Source organism: Methanolobus halotolerans, assembly GCF_004745425.1.
In the GTDB taxonomy this organism is placed as follows: domain Archaea; phylum Halobacteriota; class Methanosarcinia; order Methanosarcinales; family Methanosarcinaceae; genus Methanolobus; species Methanolobus halotolerans.
On sequence record NZ_PGGK01000006.1, the window covers coordinates 81,157 to 106,814 of the forward strand.

Annotated in this window: 21 protein-coding genes and 1 tRNA gene; 13 read left to right on the forward strand and 9 right to left on the reverse strand. The window is 41.0% G+C overall.

All coding sequences use genetic code 11. From position 1 onward, the window contains the following. Positions 1–12: 12 nt before the first annotated feature. Together CUN85_RS07210 and CUN85_RS07215 are read left to right on the forward strand one after the other, a co-directional pair. Positions 13–2,664 (forward strand): PAS domain S-box protein, encoded by a 2,652-nt coding sequence (locus tag CUN85_RS07210; protein WP_135389651.1) that lies wholly within the window; start codon positions 13–15, stop codon positions 2,662–2,664. Then, positions 2,661–3,020, forward strand: coding sequence for a response regulator (locus CUN85_RS07215; RefSeq protein ID WP_135389652.1), 360 nt, complete (start codon positions 2,661–2,663; stop codon positions 3,018–3,020). Before CUN85_RS07210 ends, CUN85_RS07215 begins: the two co-directional genes overlap by 4 nt. Before the next feature lie 365 nt (positions 3,021–3,385). On the opposite strand, the gene CUN85_RS07220 is transcribed toward CUN85_RS07215, so the two are convergent. Further along, positions 3,386–3,616, reverse strand: coding sequence for a cytochrome b5 domain-containing protein (locus CUN85_RS07220; RefSeq protein WP_135389653.1), 231 nt, complete (start codon positions 3,614–3,616; stop codon positions 3,386–3,388). A gap of 103 nt (positions 3,617–3,719) precedes the next feature. Then, a complete protein-coding gene (locus CUN85_RS07225) occupies positions 3,720–6,704 on the reverse strand; it encodes a right-handed parallel beta-helix repeat-containing protein (protein ID WP_135389654.1) in 2,985 nt (994 codons plus the stop codon). Positions 6,705–7,009: 305 nt separating this feature from the next. On the opposite strand from CUN85_RS07225, the gene CUN85_RS07230 reads away from it, so the two are divergent. The 7 genes from CUN85_RS07230 to CUN85_RS07260 all read left to right on the forward strand — a co-directional run bounded on the left by CUN85_RS07230 (position 7,010) and on the right by CUN85_RS07260 (position 15,490). Continuing rightward, positions 7,010–7,363 (forward strand): hypothetical protein, encoded by a 354-nt coding sequence (locus CUN85_RS07230; protein ID WP_135389655.1) that lies wholly within the window; start codon positions 7,010–7,012, stop codon positions 7,361–7,363. Between the two features lie 370 nt (positions 7,364–7,733). Next, a complete protein-coding gene (locus CUN85_RS07235) occupies positions 7,734–8,135 on the forward strand; it encodes a hypothetical protein (RefSeq protein WP_167848822.1) in 402 nt (133 codons plus the stop codon). A gap of 128 nt (positions 8,136–8,263) precedes the next feature. After that, positions 8,264–9,148: a zinc metalloprotease HtpX gene (gene htpX, locus CUN85_RS07240; RefSeq protein ID WP_135389657.1), complete on the forward strand. Its 885-nt coding sequence runs from the start codon at positions 8,264–8,266 to the stop codon at positions 9,146–9,148. Between the two features lie 267 nt (positions 9,149–9,415). Beyond that, a complete protein-coding gene (locus tag CUN85_RS07245; RefSeq protein ID WP_135389658.1) occupies positions 9,416–12,445 on the forward strand; it encodes a carboxypeptidase-like regulatory domain-containing protein in 3,030 nt (1,009 codons plus the stop codon). A 266-nt stretch (positions 12,446–12,711) separates the two neighbouring features. Next, positions 12,712–13,446, forward strand: a complete 735-nt coding sequence (locus CUN85_RS07250; protein ID WP_135389659.1) for a hypothetical protein — start codon at positions 12,712–12,714, stop codon at positions 13,444–13,446. Positions 13,447–13,461: 15 nt separating this feature from the next. Further along, the gene (locus CUN85_RS07255; protein ID WP_235856236.1) at positions 13,462–14,742 is read left to right on the forward strand and encodes a radical SAM protein; all 1,281 of its coding nucleotides are present in this window, start codon (positions 13,462–13,464) and stop codon (positions 14,740–14,742) included. Next, on the forward strand, positions 14,720–15,490 hold the full coding sequence (locus tag CUN85_RS07260) for an alpha/beta fold hydrolase (protein WP_135389660.1): 771 nt from the start codon (positions 14,720–14,722) through the stop codon (positions 15,488–15,490). Before CUN85_RS07255 ends, CUN85_RS07260 begins: the two co-directional genes overlap by 23 nt. Positions 15,491–15,681: 191 nt before the next feature. On the opposite strand, the gene CUN85_RS07265 is transcribed toward CUN85_RS07260, so the two are convergent. Then, positions 15,682–16,131, reverse strand: a complete 450-nt coding sequence (locus CUN85_RS07265; RefSeq protein ID WP_135389661.1) for a DUF6166 domain-containing protein — start codon at positions 16,129–16,131, stop codon at positions 15,682–15,684. Positions 16,132–16,241: 110 nt separating this feature from the next. After that, the gene (locus tag CUN85_RS07270; protein ID WP_167848823.1) at positions 16,242–17,093 is read right to left on the reverse strand and encodes an AIM24 family protein; all 852 of its coding nucleotides are present in this window, start codon (positions 17,091–17,093) and stop codon (positions 16,242–16,244) included. Between the two features lie 682 nt (positions 17,094–17,775). Here CUN85_RS07270 and CUN85_RS07275 point away from each other — a divergent pair. Next, entirely contained in the window at positions 17,776–19,770 is a 1,995-nt protein-coding gene (locus tag CUN85_RS07275) for a hybrid sensor histidine kinase/response regulator (RefSeq protein WP_135389662.1), read from the forward strand. Between the two features lie 50 nt (positions 19,771–19,820). Here the strand turns inward: CUN85_RS07275 and CUN85_RS07280 are convergent. From CUN85_RS07280 to CUN85_RS07290, 3 genes are all read right to left on the reverse strand, one after another. Beyond that, positions 19,821–19,906: transfer RNA gene (locus CUN85_RS07280), tRNA-Ser, on the reverse strand. 98 nt (positions 19,907–20,004) lie between these two features. Further along, positions 20,005–20,772 carry a peptidylprolyl isomerase gene (locus tag CUN85_RS07285; RefSeq protein WP_135389663.1) on the reverse strand — a complete coding sequence of 256 codons (768 nt, stop codon included), beginning with the start codon at positions 20,770–20,772 and terminating at the stop codon, positions 20,005–20,007. A 96-nt stretch (positions 20,773–20,868) separates the two neighbouring features. Then, entirely contained in the window at positions 20,869–21,615 is a 747-nt protein-coding gene (locus tag CUN85_RS07290; protein WP_135389664.1) for a hypothetical protein, read from the reverse strand. 181 nt (positions 21,616–21,796) lie between these two features. Here CUN85_RS07290 and CUN85_RS07295 point away from each other — a divergent pair, with 181 nt between their 5' ends. From CUN85_RS07295 to CUN85_RS07305, 3 genes are read left to right on the forward strand one after another with little or no spacing between them, the layout of a single operon-like run. After that, positions 21,797–22,987: a geranylgeranyl reductase family protein gene (locus CUN85_RS07295; RefSeq protein WP_135389665.1), complete on the forward strand. Its 1,191-nt coding sequence runs from the start codon at positions 21,797–21,799 to the stop codon at positions 22,985–22,987. Then, positions 22,988–23,365 carry a gamma-glutamylcyclotransferase family protein gene (locus CUN85_RS07300; protein WP_135389666.1) on the forward strand — a complete coding sequence of 126 codons (378 nt, stop codon included), beginning with the start codon at positions 22,988–22,990 and terminating at the stop codon, positions 23,363–23,365. Further along, a complete protein-coding gene (locus CUN85_RS07305) occupies positions 23,355–23,978 on the forward strand; it encodes a TatD family nuclease-associated radical SAM protein (protein ID WP_135389667.1) in 624 nt (207 codons plus the stop codon). Before CUN85_RS07300 ends, CUN85_RS07305 begins: the two co-directional genes overlap by 11 nt. Here the strand turns inward: CUN85_RS07305 and engB are convergent. Both engB and CUN85_RS07315 read right to left on the reverse strand, forming a co-directional pair. Continuing rightward, positions 23,975–24,607 carry a GTP-binding protein EngB gene (gene engB, locus CUN85_RS07310; RefSeq protein WP_135389668.1) on the reverse strand — a complete coding sequence of 211 codons (633 nt, stop codon included), beginning with the start codon at positions 24,605–24,607 and terminating at the stop codon, positions 23,975–23,977. The genes CUN85_RS07305 and engB overlap by 4 nt on opposite strands. After that, entirely contained in the window at positions 24,607–25,611 is a 1,005-nt protein-coding gene (locus CUN85_RS07315; RefSeq protein ID WP_135389669.1) for a DHHA1 domain-containing protein, read from the reverse strand. The genes engB and CUN85_RS07315 overlap by 1 nt, the downstream gene beginning before the upstream one ends. Between the last annotated feature and the right edge of the window lie 47 nt (positions 25,612–25,658).

Consider the following 25,658-nt stretch of genomic DNA (forward strand, 5'->3'; position numbering starts at 1 on the left):
GAGGATAAAACGATGGATGCAACTTCTGTTTTTGACAGAGGTACTAAAATTGTATTGAGGTTTATACTCATATACGTATTTTTGGCCAGTGTCTGGGTCCTTTTCTCCGACAGTATCTTAACTCAGTTCGTTTCCGATGTAGACACATACAGCCGACTGCAAACATACAAAGGATGGGCTTTTATTGTTTTTACAGGAGCCCTTTTGTTAGTATACCTCAAACCCCGTATAGAAGCACTGAACAAGTCCCAAAAGACTTTGCTTGATGCTGAGCAAGAACTTAAAAGCAGGCTTGACTACGAGCTGACAACAGTAGAATGCATGCAAATATTACTTGAAACAACTGATATCGCAGATGTACTACCAGATATACTGGACATAGTTCATCGTACGGTTGGTAATAGCAGGTCGTACATATTCCAGAATGAAGAGGATCATAAACTCGGGCTTTGCATGTCACAGGCTTATGAAGTTGTAGCAGACGGCATTTCCCGGGAAATAGATAATCCTGATCTCAAACACCTTCCATACAGTGAAGGGTCATCTACTCTGCTTACTACTTTGCAAGCAAAGCAGCACTATGCACATGTCGTAGAAGAACTTGATGAGCCTGACAGAACGATCCTGTCTGAACAGGGAATTCTTTCAATCCTTATATTGCCGATTTTCTGCGGACAGGAACTCTGGGGTTTCATCGGTTTTGACGATTGTGAGAACGCTCGCCAATGGCATGAGGATGATATAAATCTTCTCAGGATAGTTGCTGACGGTATTGGAGAGGCCATTCTGCGCAAGAGGGCTGAAAAGGCACTCAAAGAGAGCGAAGAACGTTTCAAAGCATTACACAACGCTTCCTTTGGTGGTATTGCAATCCATGATAAGGGAGTTATTCTGGACTGCAATCAGGGATTGTCAGAAGTATCCGGCCATACTATTGAAGAACTCATCGGAATGGATGGTTTGCTCCTGATAGCAGAAGATTTCCGTGGCATAGTTATGAGTAACATACTCTCTGGTTCAGAGGAAGCCTATGAGGTTATAGGACTTCGTAAAGACTTTACAGAGTATCCCCTCAGACTTGAAGCAAAAAATATCCCCTACAAGGAAAAAGAGGTAAGGGTTGTAGAATTCAGAGATATATCCAAACAGAAAAAAGCAGAAGAAGCGTTACGTGAAAATGAAACAAAGCTAAATGCCATGATAGCAAATATTGCCGATGTCATTGCTATAAGCGATGAGGGTGGCATCAATATCTATAAAAGCCCTAATATCGAGAAATGGTTCGGATGGAGACCAGAGGAAATTGTGGGTGTTTCCACTTGGGCGAACATTCACCCGGATGACCTGGCCCGTACACAAGAGATTTTTGCTTCACTTCAGGATAAGCCAAATGCCACAGTGTCTGCCGAATCCAGATATCTTTGCAAAGACGGCACATATAAATGGATAGAGTTTACTGCTATCAATCTTCTGCACAACCCTTCTATCAAAGGGATCCTATTGAATTATCACGATATAACTGTTCACAAACAAGCAGAAGATGCGTTGCGCGAAAGTGAAAAGAAGTTCAGGAACTATATTGAGAATGCACCACATGGTATTTTTATTCTCGATGAGAAAGGAAGCTATGTGGAGATTAATGAAACTGCATGTGTGCTTACCGGTTATTCGGAAAATGAATTACTAGGAACGAATCTTATCGACAGAGTAGTTCCGGAATTTGTATATAAAGCAGAAAATGGTTTGAAGGAACTTATTAGTAACGGTTTTAGTTCAGTTGAATTACTGTTTATACGTAAGGATGAAACTGTCTGCTGGCTGAGAAGGGATGCTGCTAAACTTTCAGAGACCCGGTACCTGATGTTCGCAAGTGACATCACGGAAAAGAAAAAAGCTGAGCACTCCCTTATCGAGGCCAAGATGATGGCAGAAGAGAACAGTCGCATCAAATCAGAGTTTCTTGCAAACATGAGTCATGAACTACGCACCCCCCTTACAGCCATCATAGGTTTTTCAGATATGTTGCGCACTGAAAAATTCGGCGGCTTGAATGAAAAGCAACTTGGATTTGCCGACCATATACTAAAAAGCGGTGAGCATCTACTTGAATTGATAAATGAGATCCTGGATCTCTCAAAGATCGAAGCTGGAAAAATGGAGCTGGAATGTGAAGAATTTTCCCTTTCGGAAATGTTTGATGAGATAGAGACTTTAACTGCACCGATAATGGGCCGCAAAAATATCGACCTGAAGATAGATAACAATATCCAGACCAGGCAAATATTTGCTGACAGGCTGAAATTCAAACAGATCATGTACAATCTTCTCAGCAATGCTATTAAATTTACTTCAGACAATGGGAATATCTCAATTGTTGCTGATAAGACCGATAATGAGGTACTTGTTTCGGTATCTGACTCTGGAATCGGAATCCCTGAACACAGACTCAAAGATATATTCAACCCGTTCACACAGGTAGATGCGTCAAACAAAAGAAAATATGGCGGTACTGGCCTGGGACTCACGCTTGTGAAGCAGTTTGTTGAAATGCACAACGGAAGTATCCGGGTGGAAAGTGAAGAAGGTAAGGGAAGTACTTTCACATTCACTATTGTAGATAGCATATGTAATCAGAAAATAAGTGTGGATAGTGAGATTGAATGAAGAACATACTAGTTGTCGAAGACAGTCCGGTGAATATGGAACTTACAGTGTGCCTTCTTGAATATGACGGATACAATGTTTCAAAAGCAATGGATGGCGAACAGGCTCTGCTATTACTCAAGAAAAAGGATTTTAGTCTGATATTGCTGGACATCCAGCTACCCGGAATGGATGGACTGGAGCTTTTGAGATTGATAAGGAATATGGAAAGGATAAAAGATATCCCAGTGATTGCCCTGACTGCCAATACGATGGCAGGAGATAAAGAAAGGTTCCTGGCTGCAGGATGTAACGGATATATTGCAAAACCTTTTGATACACACGAGTTCAGCGAAATTGTTGCCAGTTTTTTATAAGTGTAAATTTATCTGAATATCACAAAAAAGTATTTCCGGCCTGCATAGTCCCTATCTTGTGGAATTAGCAACACAAGGTCACAGGGATGCGAAGAAGTTCAACCTTGCTTCCCTTAAAGTTTACATCACTTTTCAGCAACTTCCGATTTTTCACAGAGCCGCCATTTCAGACAATTAATACGCATTTCTGCATATCCATCCCCTTTACTTAAGAGCATACATAATGATTACCCGGGTCAATTTAGTAAAACAAAGATTCTATAAAGGCACATAGGCACATATACAGAATCTAACTGTTGCATATAGTAAGTTATTAGCCACAAACTCAGAGATGAAGCTCAGGTAAAAAAAAGAATAATCAAAACTTAATCCACGAGCGTGCCGACGACTTCATATCCTTCGAATATCTCATCCTCGTGTGGTGCCTCACCCATTTGTTCTGTAAGATCAAGACCACCTTCATGACCATAATGTTCCCCCATGTCCCATGAGATACTGTCGGTTACATCATATACTTTTCTATCATGGACGACATAGATTTTATCCATCTGTTTGCCGTCGTACTTTGAAAGTTCCTCTATTGTGAATTCCTTCATATGATCACACTCCTTTAACAGGTTTATATGCTGATCTTAGTTAATTAGTATTTGCATATGTAAAAGAATAAAATCCTGCTCAAAGAATTCAGGGAAAGAGATATTAAAAATCTCCTTCACTTTTTTTTCTCTTGATCAATAAGATTCCCACGATCAGGATAATTGCTATACCGGTGATCCAGTAAAGATATACAAAACCATTTTTATCCTCTACAGCTTCTTCATCCGCCGTCTCATGCAAATAGCTGATATTTTCTTTAGCGGATTCAGCAAGTATTGTCTGCGATCCTGTCCCGGCATCTTCCCCGAACAGAGCGTAGAGCGAAAAGTGACTGATCATTGCAGTTGCCCTGCCATTATTCCGATCAGCACTTGTTTCCAGAGCTATCCAGCCATCATCAGATGTGTAGGTGCAGATCACAGGAATTCTGTTTTTGAAATCATCGGGATCAAATTCAATACTTATCCCGATATCCCGGCTGAAAGTGGTCCCATCTGGTCCGAAATCATAGTAAAGACCGGATTGAACAACTTCTGCTGGAGTATCTGCAGGTAGAGACGATGGTGTGGTTACTATAATCTTGTTTACAGGGTTTCCCTGCGGATCAACAGCTTTTGTCCCCTTGCTTATTGAAAGTGCAGTTGTCGCATCGGATGATTTTATAATGGTGTCACGTAGTATTTCTCCATTACTATTCACCGGCAAATCCGCTACAGTGCCCTGTGATCTGGTTCTTGCAGCAAGTGAACTGTCATCAGAATTTGAATGTTCTGATTCTGATACTGATTCAGGTGAGCTGGAAGCGTCCCTGAAGAGACCGAATGTCCCAAACTCTGTCAAGTTTACAAGGACATAATTAGTGTCAGTATCAAGTATAGTATCCGAAACTTTAGTCCATTCACTGCCACTTAGTCTGTAAAGGATAATCGAGGACTCTTCTGTAGCGCTTATTCCCAAATCATCGTAGTAATATGTAAGATTCAGGTTGCTACTATCGCAATTAATCTTAACATACCCATTGAGATTTGTTTTTCCGGAAAGAGTTACAGAGTTTGAATCAGCACCCTTCATAGAAAGAGATTTATTATCGCTAGTGAATGATATCTGCTGCCGGTTTTCAGCAAGTGCAATTTTATCCACTGTGTTGTTATCCGAATTATAGAAGATGATATCCTTATAATAGCTGATATCCCTATTATCATTGTTAATAATGTTACCGATAAATTCGTTGTTGTCAGAATCCACAACATAAATGCCGTAGAACCTGTTTTCATATAATGAGCTGTTGGTCATGCTATTGTTTTCAGATTCCCAGAAGCAAATACCATCATCACAGTCGGAGATAGTAACGTTATCTATACTTGATTTGTCCGCATCCCGGAAGTAAATACCAGAATAACCTCCTGATATAGTAACGTTATCTATACTTGATTTGTCCGCACCCCGGAAGTAAATACCATCATCACAGTCGGAGATAGTAACGTTACCTATACTTGATTTGTCCGCATCCCGGAAGTAAATACCATCATCACAGTCGGAGATAGTAACATTATCTATATATGAATTGTTCGTACCCACAAGTGTTACGCCAGATATGGCATTAGATATTGAAATATCCCTTATGGTGACATTTGTGGAATTAATGGCGTATATCTGTCCTGCATCAGAAGGTACTATGTAGTCAGCTTCATCGATCAGGTAGTAGATCCTTTTCCCGTCAACTTTGTTGCTGGTATTGATATCGTGAATATATTCAGCATAAGGCAACATATATTCAGCATAAGGCAAAACATCAATTCCGAAATTGAGATCGTTAAGTGTCATGATATTGTGAATCATGGTATTGTTTTTTGAAGATCGGATAAAAATACCTTTTTTATTCTTACTGGCACTGTTATTAGTCAAAACAGTATTATCCGAGAAAATAATATACATACCACTTATTGAATTATTGCTGACTGAATTATTGATCAGAAGATTATTATCACAGTCAAGGCTACTGATCCCATTGCCTTTATTATCATTCACGGTATTGTCTGCCAGAGTATTATTCTCCGATCCGTCTGAAAGATAGATACCGATCCGGTTATTATTTGTTGTACTATTGGCCAGGGTATTGTTGCTCGATTCGAATGAAACTTCGATACCGTGCCTGGAATTATTTGTACTTGTACTATTGGCCAGTATATTATTGCCAGATCGGTAAAGGCCAATGCCTATAGAATTTGTACCAGCTGTCACATTGTAGATAAGATTGAAATCGGATTTCAGGGAAAAGATACCGGTATCAGTGTCTGATACAGTGACATTTCGTATTTCAGAATTGCTTGTATTTACAAATGCTACACCATCAAGGCAATTGGATACTGCGATATCTTTCACAGTTATGCCGGAAGAGTTCACAGCATACACCTGTCCTGCATCGGAAGGCACTATGTAATTGGCTTCATCTGTCAGGTAATATATTTTTTTGCCATCAACTCTGTTGCTTATGGCAACATTGTGAACATAACATTCAGGGAAACTACTTATGATACCGAAATTATAATCGTTTGAAGTCATTGTGTTATTTTTCAGGGTAAAATCAGTAGAATTGTACAGCGTAATACCCATATAATTGGAATGGATCGTATTGTTTCTTAAAATGCCATCAGTCGAATCTTCTGTATATATTCCTTTATCACTTGCGGATATCTCATTGTTTGAAATATTGCAATTTGCTGCTGAGAATATGTAAACTGCTTTAGCATTTGTCGCACCTGTGATATTGAATCCGCTGATTGTGATGTTGCTGGTTGTTATATTAAATATATGCTCGTCTGGAAAAGCCGGCTGTATGAAAGTGTTTGATGAGCCGTTTTCAGAGAGGATCTTAACTTCTTTCCCTATCACCAGATTCTCCTGATAGAACCCGTCGCCTACGATAATTACGTCATTGTTATTTGCATTTGCAAGTGCTGAACTGATATTCGCATACCTCTGATCCGATCCTACCAGAAGATCAGCTGCCGATGATGCGTTCGCACAGGCTAACAGAAGTAATAATATAAAAGAGTATCTGAAAAAATGTGTTTTCATTGTGATCATACAACACTATGAATTACATCTATTTTATATTATCTATTATATATTTCTTTGCTATCACGGAAGAGACTTTTCTTTCTATATTAAGCATATATCCAAAATCTTCATCTTCATTAGCGATCATCGTTTTTGCTTTCCGTCTTTCCTGATTACGAGGTCTGATAGTATATTTTCATATTCCTGAGTTTAATTATCATCGAATATCGAGGATCTCTTTAAAGCCCAAAATATTATATTTAATTAAATACTATATTTAATAAGACAGATTGCAAATTTGTTTATTTGTCTATAATGAAACAGGTGTTTTTATGCCCAAAATTGCACTCATATTTGCATTAGTTTTCATTGGAGCAATATATCTGCTTACAGGTGAACCACTGGCCGCTTTGGGAGCAGCACTTGCAATATCCATTGGGATTGTATTGTATTATAAAAAGTTGAACGAAAGCTGGAAAGGCACTATCACAGAACTAAAAGAAGAAAAATATCTGCAAAAAGAATATGATGAAAATGACAACGCTACAACTCATGAAATGTATAAAACTTATGCTTATATAAAGCAGGACAACAATAAGATCAAAAAACTAGAACTTGGTCCTGAATGGAAAGTAGGCGATGTGATCGAGAAAAGAAAAGGGGAATATAATTACAGGAAACTATGAATATTTGTATTTACCCATACCTCTTTTTTAATATGTAATGGGTAACATTAACTTCTTAACCTTCCCAGCCTTCAACTCTTATATTAACTGCAGGTAAACATGAGTTTCTAACATGTTTAATGATTAGCATTTGGCAGGAAACAATTTAATATTTTCTTTACATGTATCCTATATGGAGAATGCTATTAAATGGGATATAGATGTCAGTATTCTAACAAACCGATTCATTATGCGGGAGGTTGGAAGGGTCTTAACTTACGCTTTTTTGTTTACTGTTTTGATCATATCCCTGATCATGTTTCCTTCATTAATAGATGGATCCCTTCTTATTACTGATGCAAATAATTCAGGGCTCGGATATTTCTTTATCATGATTAGCCTATTGTTCCTGTTCACAGCAGTCTTCATTTTAGTCTATTATGGTAACAGTTACATGCTATCCTATATTGTGGACGAAAAAGGTGTCTGGACATTGACTCGAATGGCGCAGAAGTCCAGAAACCGCATAGCTAACATTCTCCTTATTTTCATGGGTCTGCTGAGTCGCAGCCCTTCTGCCACAGGTATCGGTATGATGGCGGCTGGCAGGCAGGATCAGAGTCTCAAATGGAAGAATGTTAAAAAGGCCCTGTTCTATCCAAAATATAATACTATTGTGCTGAAGGGCAGATATGGAGAAAAAAGCATCATCTTTTGCACGCAGAACAAGTATGATCACGTAGCATCTTTTGTGAAGTCTCACTGCAAAGTTACAATTACTGCGTCCAACTGACTTATCAAGATAATCCAATGATTGCTTTAAAATAACCTTAATGTGAAAGGGACTGCTTTTGGCAGATGAACTATAGAATTCCAGAGTTAGAATGATATGCTGAAAAATAACTTCAAGAGGTTACTGGTATGGTAGAATGGAAGAATGATCTGGGACTTGAGGCAAGAATGATACTGACCATGTTCCTTTTGGCTGCCGTTTATATTTTTTTTCTGGCGTTTCTCTCCTCAGTCATGCACGCTTCCGTAGAATTCATGTTATGGTTCATTGCACTGTTCATGGGAGCACAATACTATTACTCGGACAGACTGGTTCTATGGACCACAAACGCAAAAGTTATCTCAGAGACTGAGGCTCCAGGACTCCATGAGACCATAACCAGACTATGCATCATTTCCGATTTACCAAAACCCACTATTGCCATTGTGGATACCTCGATGCCCAATGCTTTTGCAACCGGAAGAGGGTATAAGAGTGCTGTTATTGCCGTTACAACCGGATTGCTTGACATGCTTGATCAGGGAGAACTGGAAGCTGTGCTTGCACACGAGCTGAGCCATGTAAAGAACAGGGACATGGCAATACTGACAATATCCAGTTTCATTTCAACCCTGGCACTCTATGTTGTAAGATACAGTTTCTACATTGGAAGTTTCGGAAGTAACCGAAGAAACTCAAACGGGGCTTTGATCATAGTATGGATTATATCGATCATAGTATGGATAATCAGTTTTGTCCTTATACGTGCTCTGTCAAGATACAGGGAATTTGCAGCGGACAGGGGAGCTGCAATTATAACCGGCGAGCCTTCAAACATGATATCAGCTCTTAGGAAGATCAGCGGCACAATGGCAAAGATACCTACTGAAGATATGCGCAAAATGGAAGGAATGAATGCCTTTTTTATCATACCTGCAGTGTCAGATTCCTTAATGAATCTTACGTCGACACATCCATCCACGGAAAAAAGGATTGCTGCCCTTGAAAAGATACAAAGGGATATTGAGTTCTGACTGGTATTATGATGTGAGGTATCCAACTCTTTGAAGATGAAGAAATTATGACTTGGCAGGTTCTTGACTAATACAAGAATAGTATAAAAAAGTTTATATGCAATTATATGCTTTTATTTATTAAGTTTCCTTGTTTACTAATACAATTACAGGTTATCAGTATTTTTATATCCAATTCATTCTCGTTGTGCAGGATTTGACGCAGTTTTAAATATGAAACTATTTTAATTATATATATAGAAAAACAGTTCTTGCAAAGGTGGTATATTGAAAACATATATTATTGCTATTATGCTACTATTTCTGATATGTCCTTCAGCTTATGCAGCCGACGGTGTCAGGATAGAGATGCCTGATAATGTGGCATCAGGTGAAATGTTCAAGGTAAAACTAATAATAGAGGATTCCTTGGTAAGGGAACTTACCAACACGATAGACATTACAAGAAAAGGAGGTACACTCCAGCTAAAGAGGTCAGGAGGTATGCATGATCCTTCCACTCTTTCCACTCCTTCTACAATTGAATATGCCGGTGAAGAAGAGATAGTGTTTGATGCTGTAATGTCCTCCGGCTTTCGCAAAGGTGATGTGGAATCGACCCTTAGCTTCCGTTTCATGGGTGATGTGGAGGAAATGCGAAATAAGTATCCGGAATGGAGTACTTACTCCAGGGACCTGGTCACAATTTCTAAGACAGTATATGCATCCCCGGTAAGCTTCTCAGTTGAGACTCCTGATCTTCCGAATACTGAAACAAGCAGGTTTGAAACAGATTACTGGGACAAGGTCACTTCCACTCCTGTATTCAGGTATGTTGACAATAGTAATGATGCGACCGCCAAAATGTACCGGGGCAGCTTTAACAGGGAAACCAGTTATCAGACACCAGATAATTATCTTGTAGGCAGATATATCAGAAAAGAATATCTGACAAACCCTCCAGAAAATACGAAAGTATCCAGTTACAACTATGGTTCTTTCGAACAGTACGGCTCATCAACAGGCTATTACACAGTAAGCTGGTATCCAATGAAAAAGGTTACACGCTATGAACCTGATACTAACGAACCTTACGATGAATATGATATAAGCATAAATTACAATTATGCGGTGCTAATAAATGATTTCCTCCTCTACCACGGCAATATCATAAAACAGGTGACAGTGAGAGAGTCTGAAATAGAGGATGCTGTCAGGGAAGCCGAAGAGGAGTTTCACAAAATAGTTATCAGCCAGAAGTACATACCCATAGAAGCGGGTAGTGCTACATATCCTTCTGTGCTTGAGACAAAACTTCCGGTCTCCGGTCCAAAGACCCTTTATGTCACAGGATACGTATCTGACGCGGATGGAAATCCCCTGTCGTACGTGGAGATACATGCCAGGGTAAAAGGGCAGATGTTTAAAGGAAGGGCAGATGCCGACGGAAATTTCCAGATCCCGCTCTCAATAGAACTGGATGAGAAAGAGAATGATGTAATGCTCGATCTCTGGGTTATTTTTTCCTACGAAAGAGATGATAAGAATTATTTCGCAGTATATGATCTTGACGGAAACACCTATAATGTGGTCTATTACTCCCAGGAGTTAGCCATCATCGACCAGAAGAATGTGGAAGCACCTATCAGGCTTGACGGATCACCTGATCCTAAAAAAGGAAGCAGTACAGGTAACATTGCAGATATGAAAAGTCTGAGTGTGATCTATGCCCATACTGCGGAAGCTGTGGATTTCTGCCTTGTAGAGCTTGATGCGGATATTGACCACAAGCTACCTGTAGAGGTGCTTGTGGGTAATAACGATCGTCAGACCCTTTATTCACCCGGTCAGTCCAGGATCCTCATTTCAAGTAATGATGCAGGATACTCGAATTCCAACCGGCCTAAAAACCGTGAGTATCATGAGTTTGCACATCACCTGATGTATGCAACATATGGTGACTGGACCAGCGGCAGCATGGTGGCAGGTACCAAAAACCATGACGGCTTTCTTAACCCGAATACAGGTGACTCCTATGAAGAGGGTTTTGCAGAATTCATGGCCCTTGTGATATCTGATAAGTACGGGGACAGCAATCCGGCTGACGGAAAGACCAAATCAGACATCTATGCATCTTTTGGAAGTCTTGAGAACAATTATCGTCCATGGGACAGTAAAGGTTATGCTGAGGAACTCGCAGTGGCTTCTCTTCTCTGGGATATGTATGATAAGGACAATGAAAAAGGTGATTCTTTAAGCATGTCCCTTTCCAATATCTGGTCTGTGCTAAAGGTCCAGAGAAATGACTTCTATGACTATTATGTGGCCTTCAAGGAAGCAAATCCCAGCAAGGCGGCAGAGATAGATGCTTTGTTCATCGAACACGGATTCTTTGCTGATACTACTGAAGGCAACGGGGAAAGAGATGATTTTGAAGGTTTCAGGGATGCCAACAACAACAGAAGACATGATACCGGAGAGTTCTTCTTCGATCTGGGGTGTCTAAACACTACCAAGGAGATAGAATACAGGAAAGGTATGGTCATCGGAAAGGCTGCTAACTATGAAAGGGCCAACAGAAGTTCTGCAGTGCGGCTTGATGGTGCTTACCTGAAGGTAAAGGAAGATGAAGTAAAACAGTATCTTGTCAAAGTGGATTACCTGGAATCCGGTTACGGTGAGGATTATGAGTACGTGGTCGACCTGAGGGATAGCCTGCTGTACGTGCAGCCTCTTCCGGGACATGTTGTGGCAGAAATAAGCATAGAGCCCTATTCTGTTGAGTACACTGCAGAGAATGTCTATTCTATAAGCAACGATGAGCTAATAAGCAAACTGGAAGATCCGGATGAGTATTTTGATAAGCATGAGTTCTCGTTGAAGAGCACCGGTGTAACCGGGGACCTGGAGTATGTGGTCTACAAGGATACTGAGCCGGTGTATGCTTATGAAGGTGACAGAGGACAGGACGTGGATGTAAAGATATCGAATACTGACTCTGTAACTGATGATCGGAAAGGTTTGCCCTTACTATGGCTACTCCTTATCCCTATAATAGGTGCTGGTGTCTTAATGCGCAAGTCAGAGAACAGGGACAAGGCACAGGATATGCTTAAAATGGGTACACAGGAGTTAAACGAGAAAGGACTTCCATTTATAAAAGAAGCAAGTAAGAAAGCTGCAAAGTACACTTCAAAAAGTGCGGCATATGCCTCTAAACAGACAAAAGAAGGCTATGAAAAAGCAAAGCCCAAATTGAAAAAAGCACAGGAGGATATCAAGAGGAAAATGGATGAGGCAAAAGTAAAGAAAGAGTGAATCTTTCAGTTTTTCTTTTTTCTTTTTTTACGAAGATATTTTTTCAAAGAAACAAATACATCGAACAGAAGTTTCCAAATAAAAGTGATAGAATTAAAAACAGAAATCCAGAATAAATAACCATTCTGAAACAATAGAAAAAGATATATTCTTGTGAGAGTAACATCAAATATTCTTCATTCTGTTCGTATTTGTTTACGGCAGATGTCGAATGGAATGAAGCAGGAAATCATGTGGCAGGACCAGGGTAGTTAATTGGTGATACAATGAGTGAGAAAAAAGTAAATTCTAAATTTATATTGTTGGCGGTTCTTTTATTGGTTTTAGGCGGTGTTTTTTGGGTATATGCAAGTTTTTCGTTATTCGGACCTAAAGATCTGGGAGTCGAGTATACACATGAAGACTATCTGAGTGCTTTGGAGAAAACCGGCATCCAAATCGAATATGAAGGTATGACCGGCGAACAACTGGAAGAATACAAGAAAAATGCAGAAAAGAAATCCATTCATGATTATAATTTTGAGTTCTCTGAATATGAACGTAAAGAATTTACTCTCACGGCAGCAGAGTCAACAGCTCTACTTAATGAAATCGCACCCGGATTCTGGTGGTTTGATAATTTGCAGGTAAAAGTCTCACCTGATGGAACTATGGAAGGATCAAGTACAGCTGACATAAAGAGACTTAAGACCGATCTGTATTCAGATATTGCAGGTGATGTCCCGATCCCGCTACCTGACAGTTTGAATATATATAGCAAAGGACAGATCAGCGTTACTAATAATCAGTTAAGCGGAGACCCGAAAACATTTTATCTTGGAGCAATACCACTTTCAGATAAATATATGGAAGAAGAAAGCGTGAATACAATGGAAGAATATTTCCCACGAATCTATACAGTCATCCCGGGACTTGAAATAACAAGCCTGACATCCAACTCCAATGGTGAGTTTGTTTTTGATGGAGTTGTTCCTCAAAAAGTGTCTGTGACTGAAAAGTAGATTTGAGGTTTACATTTGAAATATCTAATAATCAACGGGAACAAAGAAAAAATACCCGCGTTCCCGCATCATAAAGCTTACATCTACAGATCTAAGCAGTTCTTTTCAGCCAGAGGAATAGTCACTCATTTAACTATGGGTAATTTCCTTACTTTGAAAGAATTATATAAAGGATACAAAAATAAATGTTCTATTCCAAGGGTATTGCTGGTAGACCCTACGAGTGATTGTAATTTAAGATGTAAAGGTTGCTGGTCTCAAGATTATGAAAGCGGCTATAATATTTCCTATGAAAAATTTGATGATATACTTAACCAGGCTGAAAAGTTAGGGATCATGGATTGCTTAATGACTGGCGGTGAACCTTTACTGAGAAAAGATGATATCCTGAAATTATGCAAAAAACACAATCGTATGACATTTGGAGCATTTACAAATGCTACTTTGATAGATGAAGGATTTGCCGATGAAATGGCAAAACTAGGAAACCTGAATGTTTTCATCAGTATTGAAGGAACAAAAGAGGAAACAGATTTCAGAAGAGGATCAGGAGTTTATGATAAAGCGATCGAAGCTATGGATATTCTGAGATCCAGGGATATCGGATTTGCTTTTTCGGCCTGCTATCATTCAAAAAACTATGAAACTATAGCCAGCGACGAATTTCTTGATCATATGCGTAAAAAAGGTGCATGGTTCGGATGGTTGTTCCAGTACATTCCCGTGGGAAACAATGCCGATACTTCGCTTGTGTGTACTGCCGAGCAAAGAGCTTACGTGCAGGAAAAGGTCAGGGATTACTGCATAAAGCACGACTATGTAATCATAGATTTCTGGAATAATGGACATTTGTCCTTTGGTTGCATCGGCGCAGGAGTTGGCTTTGCACATATCAATGCAAAGGGTGACGTTGAACCCTGTGCATTCTGTCACTATTCCGATTCAAACATATACGAAGTATCGCTCGCCGAAGCTCTCAGATCTGAATTCTTTACTGCCTTTAGAAATGCTCAGCCATTTTCACAAAATCCATTAAGACCCTGTCCATTAATAGATAATCCACAGTCAATAATTGATGTTGTTAAGGCAGGGGGAGCAAAATCAACCCACCTGGCAAACCCCGAATCTGCCGAAGACCTTGCCAGAAAAAGTTATGATAGGGCTAAAGAATGGGAAAAGTTATCTGATGATCTGTTTAAGAAAATGCCGGAGCATAACAGGAAAAATTTTCCACTGTTTTTAAAGTACTCTGTTTTTAAGAAAGGAATAACCGATGGGAGAAGAAAAAAAGTTTAGTGCGGAATCTTACTATAAAAGTGAAATTGCTGATTGGATTGTATTTGTTCATGGTTTCGGAGGTAGTGCAAGGACCTGGAAGAAGCAGATCGAGTTCTTTGCAAAGCACTATAACCTTCTTGTACTGGAGATGCACAAAGAAAAAAATAATGAGAATCTGAACCTTGATAAAGTATGTGGGTTCATAAATAATACATTGAACCAACACAATATCGAGAAGGCTCATTTTCTGAGCTCTTCGTTTAGTTCTCTAATATGCTTACGGCTTGCTGTGCTTTACCCGGAGAGAGTAAATTCATTGATTATGAGTGGGGGAATTATCAAGTTCAATTTCAAAACGAGATTTCTACTTTCCCTAGCAGTTGTTTCAAAAAGATGGGTTAATTACATGATTCTCTACAGATTTTTCGCCTATATCATACTTCCTAAAAAGAATCATGCAAGATCGCGGAGTATATTTATAAAGGAAGCAAAAAAGCTGGGTTATGCTGAATTTTGTAAATGGGTTGACATAATCCCGCAAACAGAAAAAAGTTTAACTTGGTTAGATGGCATAAATGATGAAATCAAGATCCTCTATGTTTCAGGAAAACAGGACTATCTTTTTCTAAAAAACACTCTGAAATACAGTAAGAAAATGCCCAACTCTCAGATTGAAATAATTGAAAATTGCGGACATGTATGTTCAATTGAACAATATGATAGGTTCAACAGTATCGTTTTTAAATATTTGAACCAAACAGCATAGAAACTTTGCTTTTTTCTCCTGAAAACTTAAATATTAATGATCTACCTGGAATTACTGAGCAACCTGTTCAGATAAGATGCTTAGAGATTCTTAAAATGCGTTGCAATTCCTGTTCCACATTTATCATAATTAGAAGATTAACAGGCTGAATAGTTATAGAAGCAGAAAAAGGGAAATTAAAGCCGGAATTTTCAGTCATCATCATTTCCTGGTGCTTGATCTATTGTAGAAACCAATTTACGGTATTTTCCCGGAGTAATCCTGTTATTCCATCCTACAAAATTGTATAGAATTTCAAAATCCTCCTTCGGAAATCTCATAACGAAATCCCGGAAGAAAATATCCTTTCTGACCAGTGCCTCATCCTTTTCCAGGAACCATAGAAGGATTGCAAATGCTGCCATTTCCGAACCTTCCGAATCATCACCCCAGTGAAATTCGTTCATAGTTCGGGAAATATTATGCTCGTCCAGTATTTCAGGGGTAACAGGGGAACCGTAGATGAATAGTTCTTTAGTTCCCCATATTCCTCTGACTTCAAGTCCTCTGCCATTTATTTTAGACATACGTGCACTTTTTTCGTCTACCACAGCATCCAGTATATCAAGAACTTTGTCTGCGATGATACTAATGATCCCCATATTTTCTCCTGAAGTCAGATTATTGTCTTTACATCCACCTTGGTTCTGAACTCTTCCATAATGACACTAACTTATCAAAAATAAGAAGCATCTTAAATTTCTAAAATTTCTTATGTGGAATTGTCTCTGTTATATGTCGCAGCAGCCAGAGACTGAATATTACTTGCAGAAATTGATTTGTAAATCGGTTGTGTTGGTGCAAGCCACACAGCCCCTGACCCTTCAAATGTCTGTAACATACCTTCACCGGAAGTTAGTTTACCTGCAATCCCCTTACCTGAACTCTCGATCCTGAAATTTACAGAATCTGATCTTAAAAGCGCAAAGTTTCCGTCTACCTGGAGCCTTTCATCTTTAAGTTCATATTTCAGTATCTCGGACATTGGAACAGGACTCTCCAGTATACATATACCTGTGCCACTGATTTTTGTCTGGAACCAGCCCTCACCGCCGAACAATCCTGAACTTATGTTCTTCTGGCTTGCCACACCAACCACCAGACTTGATTCGGCACAGTAGAACAGACCCTTATCCACAATAATAGAGCCATTCTTGAGAGTGACTATGAGAAAGTGACTGAAACTTGGCTCCAGGAATACTTCCCCCACACCCCTGTAAAGGGGGTTAAAAGCTGCCTCATTTGTAAGCTTTTTCTTGATCATCTTTTTTGCAATACCACCCACACCACCAAGGTTAGCATCACATACGATATTCCCTTTGTGAAATTGAAGAGCACCGGGCTCGACTATGACCCCACCATCATTCAGTGTTATCTTTATCTGTTTGAGTGACATACCCGATTTCTGAACATAATAAAGGTTCTTTGCAAGCCCCGTATCTTCACTTCCGGTCAGAGAATCATACTGAAGTATCTCTGCCTTGAAGTTTTCTTTATCAATACTATCAAGGACTGTAATGTTACTGTAGAAATTAGTTTCTGCTATGATATCACATCCATACAAAGAACAGCATTAATAGTTTTAAGTTGCTGCTTTAATAATATATTAATTATATATGCTACAAAAATATATCTAATCAGTATTGATCCAACTACAAAGCCATCCATTTTTTATCATATTCTTCTATTCAATAAAAGGTTCTTACAGATTAAAGTAACAATCATCTCATGTGGTTCCAGCTTCTGACTACATTGAGCTGAATACTATGACTATGAAAGCCAGATATTTGCATAATACAACACAACGAACCAGACAAGTGTCCATATTCATGTTGAAGTCACGGGCACAAACAAATGGTGGGTCGGTGGCTGGAGATTCAACACATACAAGGATACAATAAGAGTCCAGATAAACGTTCACAGGATGGATGGATTGCAGCAGATTGAAGCATGGCTATCGGAGAAGGGGTCTACGATGAATACCAATAGAACAAAATACATAGAGACTATTGTCATCAAACAATGCTTAAAAAACGAGATGCCCCATTGCAAAATATAATTCAGTACCATAAAAAAGTATTCAGAATGAACCACGAGGATTTCTTCTCCCTCTCCCTGGGCACCAAAAAAGAACTGCAATCCTATCGTTTGACACTGATCGATAATTTTATTTTTAAAGGCTATCTGAGTGCTGCCGGAAATAAAAGCTGTATTAGCTCACTCAACAATATGGATGGGGGTCAATTATGCAAAATTCAGTAATATCCCATCAAAATTCATGGTTGATATATCCACTATTTGCTACCTTTGTAATTATATGGTTCTTTGTCTTTCCGTTGAAATTTCCATTTGATACCGATGACATTGTGATTGAGGGGCTGTATTTTTTCGCAGCACTTGCATCGTTCTTCCTGATTAGGCAGTTGCAGATTCCGATACTCTCAATTGGATGGTCTCTTTTCACCTTCGGACTTCTGATAAACCTGCTAGATGAATTCACATCCGAACCCGATATCATCAGCACAGTGATCGAAGGAATAATAACCACAGCCGGGCTGGTTATTATTGCTTTTGGATTTTATTCGGTTTTTACGAAAATCGATAAGGGTGAAAACGAATTGCATGCCACCAATCAACAGCTCCGGACCGAAGTTGTGCAGCGCAAGCAGGCGAAGAAAGACCTGAGAGAAACTTCCAATATCTTAGAGACAATGCTGGATCAATTGCAAGATGTAGTAGCTATCCAGAAACCAGACCTTACAATAGTACGCTATAATCAAGCGGGTTATGAATTGCTGAACATGTCGTCCGAGAATGCAATAGGTAAGAAATGTTATGAACTGATTGGGCGCGAAAAAGAATGCGAAAATTGTCAGACAAATAAGGCTCTGAAAAGCAAAACGATCGAGATTACAGAAAGATATCTACCTGAACTTGATAAGTACATAAAAGCAACAAGCAATCCAATATTAGGTGACGATGGAGAAGTTCTCTTCATCGTGGAACAACTCCAGGATATCACAGAGTGTAAGCGTGTTGAAGAAGAACTTACACAGGCCAAAAAAAATGCTGAAGGCGCTAATAGAGCCAAGTCTGAATTCATAGCCAACATGAGCCATGAACTCCGTACCCCTATGAATGCGATTATCGGCTTTAACGAACTACTGCTGGAAACAAAGTTAACCGAAGAACAATGCCACTATGTAGAAATTGTTCAGAGAAGCGGGAAAACATTACTTCATATCATTGAAGACATACTTGATTTCTCAAAGATAGAGGCAGGGAAGCTCGAACTGGAAGTACTGGACTTCGATCTGTTGAATTTGCTGGAAGATTTTATAGACATCATGACCCTACGTGCACAAAACAAAGGGTTGGAACTGTTCTACAATGTTGATCCGGAGGTACCTTCACTGCTCTGTGGAGATCCGGGCCGTTTACTTCAGGTATTGACCAATCTGACAGGAAATGCTATTAAATTCACTTCAATGGGAGAGGTGGCAATCCACGTCTCAGTAGAATCACGGGAATATAATACTGTCCTGCTACATTTTTCAGTGAGAGACACAGGTATCGGCGTTCCCGAAGACAAGACGGAACTGATATTTCAAAAGTTCACCCAGGCGGATGCTTCGGATACCCGCAGATTCGGAGGGACTGGCTTAGGTCTTGCAATCTCCAAGCAACTGGTCGAGATGATGGGTGGAGACATTGGTATGAGCAGCCAAGTTGAAAAAGGTTCAGTGTTCTGGTTTACCCTGCAGTTTGAAAAGCAAGTCAAACCAGAACATGAAGAAAAGGTTGAACAGAAGAATTTACTGCGAAAGCGTAGCTATGATCTAAATATCCTGTTGGCTGAGGATGATACCAGTAACAGGGAATTGGTTCAAGTGATGCTAAAAAAACTGGGCTTTAATGCAGATACTGTTGTAAATGGCGAAGAAGCCATAAAGCTCCTTGAGACAAAACAGTATGATCTGGTGTTTATGGACGTTCAGATGCCAGAGATGGATGGACTGGAAGCTACTAAGATAATCCGAAGTCCGGAATCCAGAGTAATCAGCAAGGACATACCTATAGTAGCATTGACAGCACACGCTATGGAGGGTGATAAAGAACGTTTTATTGAAATTGGTATGGATGATTATATCTCAAAACCGGTTTCGTTAAAGGAACTTGGAGAAATGCTGGAGAAGTGGAATCACATTATGCTTAAAGGTAGAGAAACGTCTCAACATTGAGTCTCTGATTGCTCCCAAGAGCAAATAATAAAATTTTTACAACAGGAAAACGCTGAGGGAGAGATTCGAACTCTCGCAGCGCGTGAGCACTACCGGTTTTCAAGACCGGCGCCGTAGTCCACTTGGCTACCTCAGCATGTCGGATGGATTTACCTAAACAGCACACTTGAATATAAGGGTTTTGACTCAAAAACAATGCTTAGTTAACGCAAAAGAATGTAGGGAAGAGAGGTCTTATTCCTCACTCTCTTCCTCTTCTGTGGTTTCTGCTTCGGAGTTTTCTTCAGCAGGTACTTCTACTATGTCCTCTGCTCCCATCTCTGGTGGCACATAGGGGTGCTTTTCAACGAATTCCAGGTTGGGGATGCCAAGTCTGTCTATAAGTTCTGTGGCTATGTTCACTTTTGTAACAAGCCATCTCTGGTTGAAGCTGAGCTCGATCGGAGTAACGATCCTGATGAGGTCGTCTGTGATCTCGGTCTCGATATCCTCCAGACCTGTGTAGAGTGCGACAAGGCCTTTTACCTTCTCTGTATTATCCTCTACCTTCTCCTCGATAGTGTAGTCGTACTGGACTTCCTTGCCTGCAAGAGCATGGTTGAAATCAACACGTACTCTGCGGCCTATTATCTGGGAAATCACACCACGCTTACCGTTAACTTCCACTGGCATTCCAGGGTATGGGTTCTTGTCCTTGAACTGATCCTTCAGTTTGGTGACCGACAGGGTCTCCACAAGAGCAGGGTTGTGTGCGCCGAATGCCTTCTCAGGAGGAACGGTAAGGGTGCCTGTGTATCCAGGCTCCTTACCTTCGAAATCCTCGTCAAGACCCTTGATGGTCTGGCCTGAGCCTACAACTACAACATCTCCGCCGTAAACTCCGCGGGGATTATATATGCCATTTTCTTTTGCCAGCTGCTCGTCGGTAGTATCAAAGACCATGTCGTCATCGAACTTTCCAGTGTACTGTATCTTTATGAAATCGCCTTTCTCAATTGCCAAATCGATCAACTCTATTAATCTGTCATTATTTAGAAGTGGTATTACCTGCTCGCTATACTCATATGTCTTTAAGAACCTTTTGCCAGTAAAAGACAATCAGAAGTATACCTTTGAAGCAACCTCGAGTATAGAATCCCTGCAATCACCCTTAACAAGGATAAGATGTGAACCCGAGTCCATCAACTCGCTGAACCCTGGACATAAATTTGAAAACGGAACCCGGTCATCAGACCAGATTATCCGCCTGTAGTGACTGAGATCCCCAAATCCTTCCCTGTATTTGTAATTCTCCCGTACCTTGCCTATAAAAGCAATACCTTCGCTTTCTATAGGAAGCACCACAGTATCATATATTCTCATACCGCTGACAAAATGGAATATCTCACCTGACCATTTGTCAAGCACAGCAGGATCAAGTTCCGCCAGTTTAGCGATTATCATTTCCTTGATGAACTCAAGCTTCTCAAACTCATCGAACTTCTGCATTGTCTCGGAGAACTGCTTCATTTCTTCATCAAAATTCTTCAGTTTGCGATTCAGGCTCCTCATTTTTTTAACAACTTCAGGTCTCTGTTCCTCTTTACCGTGATCAAGTTTTTTGACTGCTTCATCAAACTCTTTCCTGAACCTGCGGTCAAAATCCCTGAACTTATCCCCCATCAAATGGTATTGTTTGTGGTCATGAGGCAGGTTCCTGAACTCCTCGAGATCCTCTCCAAAATGGTCCAGTAAATGCAGGTTCAGGTCGAGTGAGATCACACCCTTCTCAAGGAAGAGCTGTTCACGATCTCTGTTGCGACCGGCACGTATTATCCACACATTGTTCCGATGTTCGTGTACCATATCTTCTCACAGATGGATAGATGAATAATAGTTAGATATATCTAATAGAATGTGGTTTGTGATAAGCGTAATGCATGAGAACCTGCAACAGGGAGATTGCACAAGTTCTGACCTTTATGTAGCACCTGCATGAAAGATTTTATAGATCACCATTGTAGTTTAAAGTACACCACAAGATGATATGATACCAGATGATTCCTATGACATAATAGTCGCTGGAGCAGGGCCTGCCGGCTCCACGGCAGCAATGTATGCAGCCCAGAGAGGTTTGTCCGTACTTCTCGTGGACAAGAAAAAAGATATTGGCACGCCCCTGCAATGTGGTGGTTTCCTGCCACATCGAGAGACCCTGAGAGAACTGGTCCCAAATGCCGAACTGCCATATACCCTGGAAGAAATACCCTCATCCTGCATACATACAAGTACATCCTACCAGCGCTTCATAGCACCTGACGGCATTTCCAAAGGTTTCCATGTCAGTGCAGATGCGATAGACAGAAGACGCTTTGACAAACATCTTGCCATGCTTGCAGGAAAGGCCGGTGCGCAGATACTGGTGGGGACTAATGTGATCAAGGTCAATGGCACCGAACTTCTCATGGACGGGGCATTCGGGGAGTTCTGTGTGAAAGGCAAGATCATTATCGGGGCTGACGGACCAAATTCCATAATTGCGAAGTCCAATAATATGCTAAGGAATACTGACCCAATGGGCACAGGTACGGCATTCGAGTATGAACTAAGCGGAGTGGATGTGGACAGGGAAGCCGTGGAGATGTATTTTGGAAGGGATTACGTACCCGGAGGTTATGCCTGGATAATCTCGCAGGGCGGGGATACAGCAAATATAGGCGTAGGTATCCGTGAAGCCATGTTCGAGCATCAGATGTGTGCCAGGGACTACCTGGACAGGTTCATGCATAAGCATCCCATTGCTGCCGGCAAACTGGAAGGAGCATCTATAGTGTCAGTTGTCGCCGGTCTGGTTCCGGTTGGAGGCGCCCCAAAGGTCACAGCCACAAAGGACACAGTTATCGCAGGTGACGCCGCAGGACATATCATCGCTACCAACGGGGGCGGGATCTCCACCGCAATGGTAGGCGGCAGGATAGCAGGTGAGACAGCTGCGGACCACCTTGAAGGAAAATGCGACCTCACAGATTATGAAAAGCGATGGAGAGAGCAGATGGGACTTGAGATCAAGACAGCAGTCTATACAAGAAAGCTCATGGATAAGCTTATGCTTTCCGACAGACTGATGAGTGCAGCCATCAGAATGATATCACCGGAACATATGAAAGCCATACAGTGCGGCCAGTTACCTGGTACTGTCAGGAAAAGCCTGCTAAAACTTAACGCCGGTCTGACCTGAATGTACATCTTCGTCTATGGTTCGCTCAAAAAAGGTTTTTCAAATCACAATCTACTGCAGAGTTCGGAATTTATCTGTAAGACCAGGACACAAGAAGAGTTTGCTATGATCGACCTGAATATGTTCCCTGGCGTCATAAAGGGAAAAAAGGTATCCCGCATCCAGGGCGAGGTTTATGAACTGGATTCAAATACTTTAGAACAGATAGATATGTATGAGGGTGAATGGTATTCAAGGGAGAGTGTGGAGCTGGAAGCAGGTTTCAGGGCACAGATATATTTTCTCATAAAATACCCCCGGTATTCCGAAGGCCCTATGGTTATAAGTGAAGGGAACTGGACTGAAAAGTTAATGCAGGAGTCTAATAATGTCAGATAATGAAGAAAATACAGATATCAGTTTTTCAGGAGGCACCATAGGCTACGAAGCACACGGGAATCTTTATCTTAATATAACAAACAAGTGCTCTGCTAACTGTTATTTCTGCGTGAGGGAATCTTCAGATGGCGTTTACGGTTACAACCTCAGATTATCAAAGGAGCCAAGCTATGATGAGATAATCAAGGAACTTGAACAGTCCGACCTTAAAAAGTACAACGAGATCGTATTCACAGGCCTGGGCGAGCCGACGTGCAGGCTTGAAACCGTACTTGATGTTACCCGGTGGCTCCATGAAAGAGGCGTTCGCGTAAGGCTTGACACGAACGGCCATGCAAAACTGATGTATCCTGAAACAGATGTGGTCACTGAACTTAAAAATGCAGGACTTGATTCGGTCTCAGTAAGTCTTAATGCAGAGTCGGAAGAGAAGTATGAGAAGATATGTAAGCCTTCTCTGAAGAATGCCTACGATTCACTGATCGATTTCACGAAAGAAGCAATCGAAGCCGGGATCGCTACCCGGATGACTGTTGTCGGAATGCCTGAGATAGACATCGGCAAGTGTGAAAAGATAGCCAGAGACCTTGGCGCCGGTTTTCGTGTACGTTAACTTCTGAAGTACTTGAAAAGGTCATCCCTTCTCTTATCATGCAGACGTTGCCTGATAATCAATTTCAGAGATTTTATCTGCCCTTTCTTCGCACTCATAGGTGCGACCATATTTATCCACTGTCGCCATGGTGGCAGCATACCCAGCTTATCTGTTATTCCGTCAAGCATGGAGTCCAGTTCTTCTTCTCTTACTCTGTCGGTCTTGTTAACAGCAAGTACGACATCGATACCAAGTTCCTTCAGGAAATCGAACATCTCTATGTCAATGGGTATCTCCTTACGTGACTCCCATCGCTCCACAACCTCTACGAAAACCGGACCATCCACGACCATCACTGCCATCATGATCCGTCCGGCATTATCCTCAATATAGCGTACGATCTTATCTTTTACGATATCCTGCTTGCGTTCCTTGACCCCGCTCATGAAACCGAAGCCTGGCATATCGGTGATGAGAAGATCCGATAAACGAATGTGAGCAGGTATAAGTGTCACACCCGGACGCTTCCCCACCTTGACCTTCCGACCGGTAAGTTCCCTTATAAGTGATGATTTTCCCACATTGGACCTGCCAACAAATATAATCTCTAAGCTGGCACCTTCTGTTTTATTTTCGCTTTTTGCCATTACTTTTCACTTGTATCCTTGCGCTCTTCCTTCCCTATCGCAGCGTCCAAATCACTAAGGAATTTCATGAACGAGTCCCTGGGGATCCTTGCGCCTGCAGCGGAAGCATGACCTCCGCCAGTACCCCCATGCCTGGGTGCGATAGTACGCAGCAGCCTGTTAAGGTCCGCCGCACCATTCCTTGAACGCAGGCTCATGTCATAAACCTGCTTCTTATACCTGTACTCGGCTGCAATACCAACACCCCTTCTGCCGTAGGATGCTGCAAAGATAGCTGATTTTGACATATATCCTTTAGGGTCTATCACATATGCAAGATTATCAAGTGATTCCACCTGCTTTTTCACCCTGAGACGCAGCATTTCCTCAAGATGTGACCCTTCTTTTGCAAGCTGGGGGATATCCGGAATCTCCGAAGGGATTACATCATGAGAGAGAGGAGCAAGTAACTTCCTTTTAAAATTATAATTGCGCCCCATATAGATAAGAGCCTGGATAAGCGTACCTGCCTGGTAGAAAAGGCTTCTTTTGTCCCAGTCAAGCAGCCATTCCCTTACAGACGGAGTATTATCATGATAATCGCCGATCGCACCGTAGATAGCAACCCTGCGAATATCCCTGTTCAGCTGTTTCTCAAAAACCTTATATGTCAGTTCCGCTGCACAGATATTCACATCATGGTGCAGCCAGTCGACATCCCAGCATTTCCCGGGCAGAGGATGATGATCGATATAAGTAACACTGGAAGCCTCCGAAAGTTCCGTGAGCCTCTTGTACAGTTTCTTACACGCACGTTCATCCACAGCAATATCGCAGATTATGATATTACTGTATCCATCCGCAAGCTCCAGTTCATCAAGTATGCCTACAGGAGAAGTAAAATAAACATCAGAACCAGGGTAAGCACTTTTTGCAATGGCACCAGAGCACACACCATCAGAATCACCATGTGTCAAAATAAGGGAGCTGCTTTTAGTGGAATTGTGTAGGCCTTTCACTTTCATATGAATCAATACCTTTAATATCAGTTTAAAAGAAAATACACGTATTT

Excerpts from the sequence above, each read along its gene's own strand:
- CUN85_RS07275 (WP_135389662.1), top strand. The coding sequence starts at position 17,776 with ATGCAAAATTCAGTAATATCCCATCAAAATTCATGGTTGATATATCCA.
- CUN85_RS07265 (WP_135389661.1), bottom strand. The coding sequence starts at position 16,131 with ATGGGGATCATTAGTATCATCGCAGACAAAGTTCTTGATATACTGGAT.
- CUN85_RS07220 (WP_135389653.1), bottom strand. The coding sequence starts at position 3,616 with ATGAAGGAATTCACAATAGAGGAACTTTCAAAGTACGACGGCAAACAG.
- CUN85_RS07315 (WP_135389669.1), bottom strand. The coding sequence starts at position 25,611 with ATGAAAGTGAAAGGCCTACACAATTCCACTAAAAGCAGCTCCCTTATT.
- CUN85_RS07225 (WP_135389654.1), bottom strand. The coding sequence starts at position 6,704 with ATGATCACAATGAAAACACATTTTTTCAGATACTCTTTTATATTATTA.
- CUN85_RS07250 (WP_135389659.1), top strand. The coding sequence starts at position 12,712 with ATGAGTGAGAAAAAAGTAAATTCTAAATTTATATTGTTGGCGGTTCTT.
- engB (WP_135389668.1), bottom strand. The coding sequence starts at position 24,607 with ATGGCAAAAAGCGAAAATAAAACAGAAGGTGCCAGCTTAGAGATTATA.
- htpX (WP_135389657.1), top strand. The coding sequence starts at position 8,264 with ATGGTAGAATGGAAGAATGATCTGGGACTTGAGGCAAGAATGATACTG.
- CUN85_RS07305 (WP_135389667.1), top strand. The coding sequence starts at position 23,355 with ATGTCAGATAATGAAGAAAATACAGATATCAGTTTTTCAGGAGGCACC.
- CUN85_RS07215 (WP_135389652.1), top strand. The coding sequence starts at position 2,661 with ATGAAGAACATACTAGTTGTCGAAGACAGTCCGGTGAATATGGAACTT.
- CUN85_RS07260 (WP_135389660.1), top strand. The coding sequence starts at position 14,720 with ATGGGAGAAGAAAAAAAGTTTAGTGCGGAATCTTACTATAAAAGTGAA.
- CUN85_RS07290 (WP_135389664.1), bottom strand. The coding sequence starts at position 21,615 with ATGGTACACGAACATCGGAACAATGTGTGGATAATACGTGCCGGTCGC.
- CUN85_RS07210 (WP_135389651.1), top strand. The coding sequence starts at position 13 with ATGGATGCAACTTCTGTTTTTGACAGAGGTACTAAAATTGTATTGAGG.
- CUN85_RS07235 (WP_167848822.1), top strand. The coding sequence starts at position 7,734 with ATGATTAGCCTATTGTTCCTGTTCACAGCAGTCTTCATTTTAGTCTAT.
- CUN85_RS07295 (WP_135389665.1), top strand. The coding sequence starts at position 21,797 with ATGATACCAGATGATTCCTATGACATAATAGTCGCTGGAGCAGGGCCT.
- CUN85_RS07230 (WP_135389655.1), top strand. The coding sequence starts at position 7,010 with ATGCCCAAAATTGCACTCATATTTGCATTAGTTTTCATTGGAGCAATA.
- CUN85_RS07300 (WP_135389666.1), top strand. The coding sequence starts at position 22,988 with ATGTACATCTTCGTCTATGGTTCGCTCAAAAAAGGTTTTTCAAATCAC.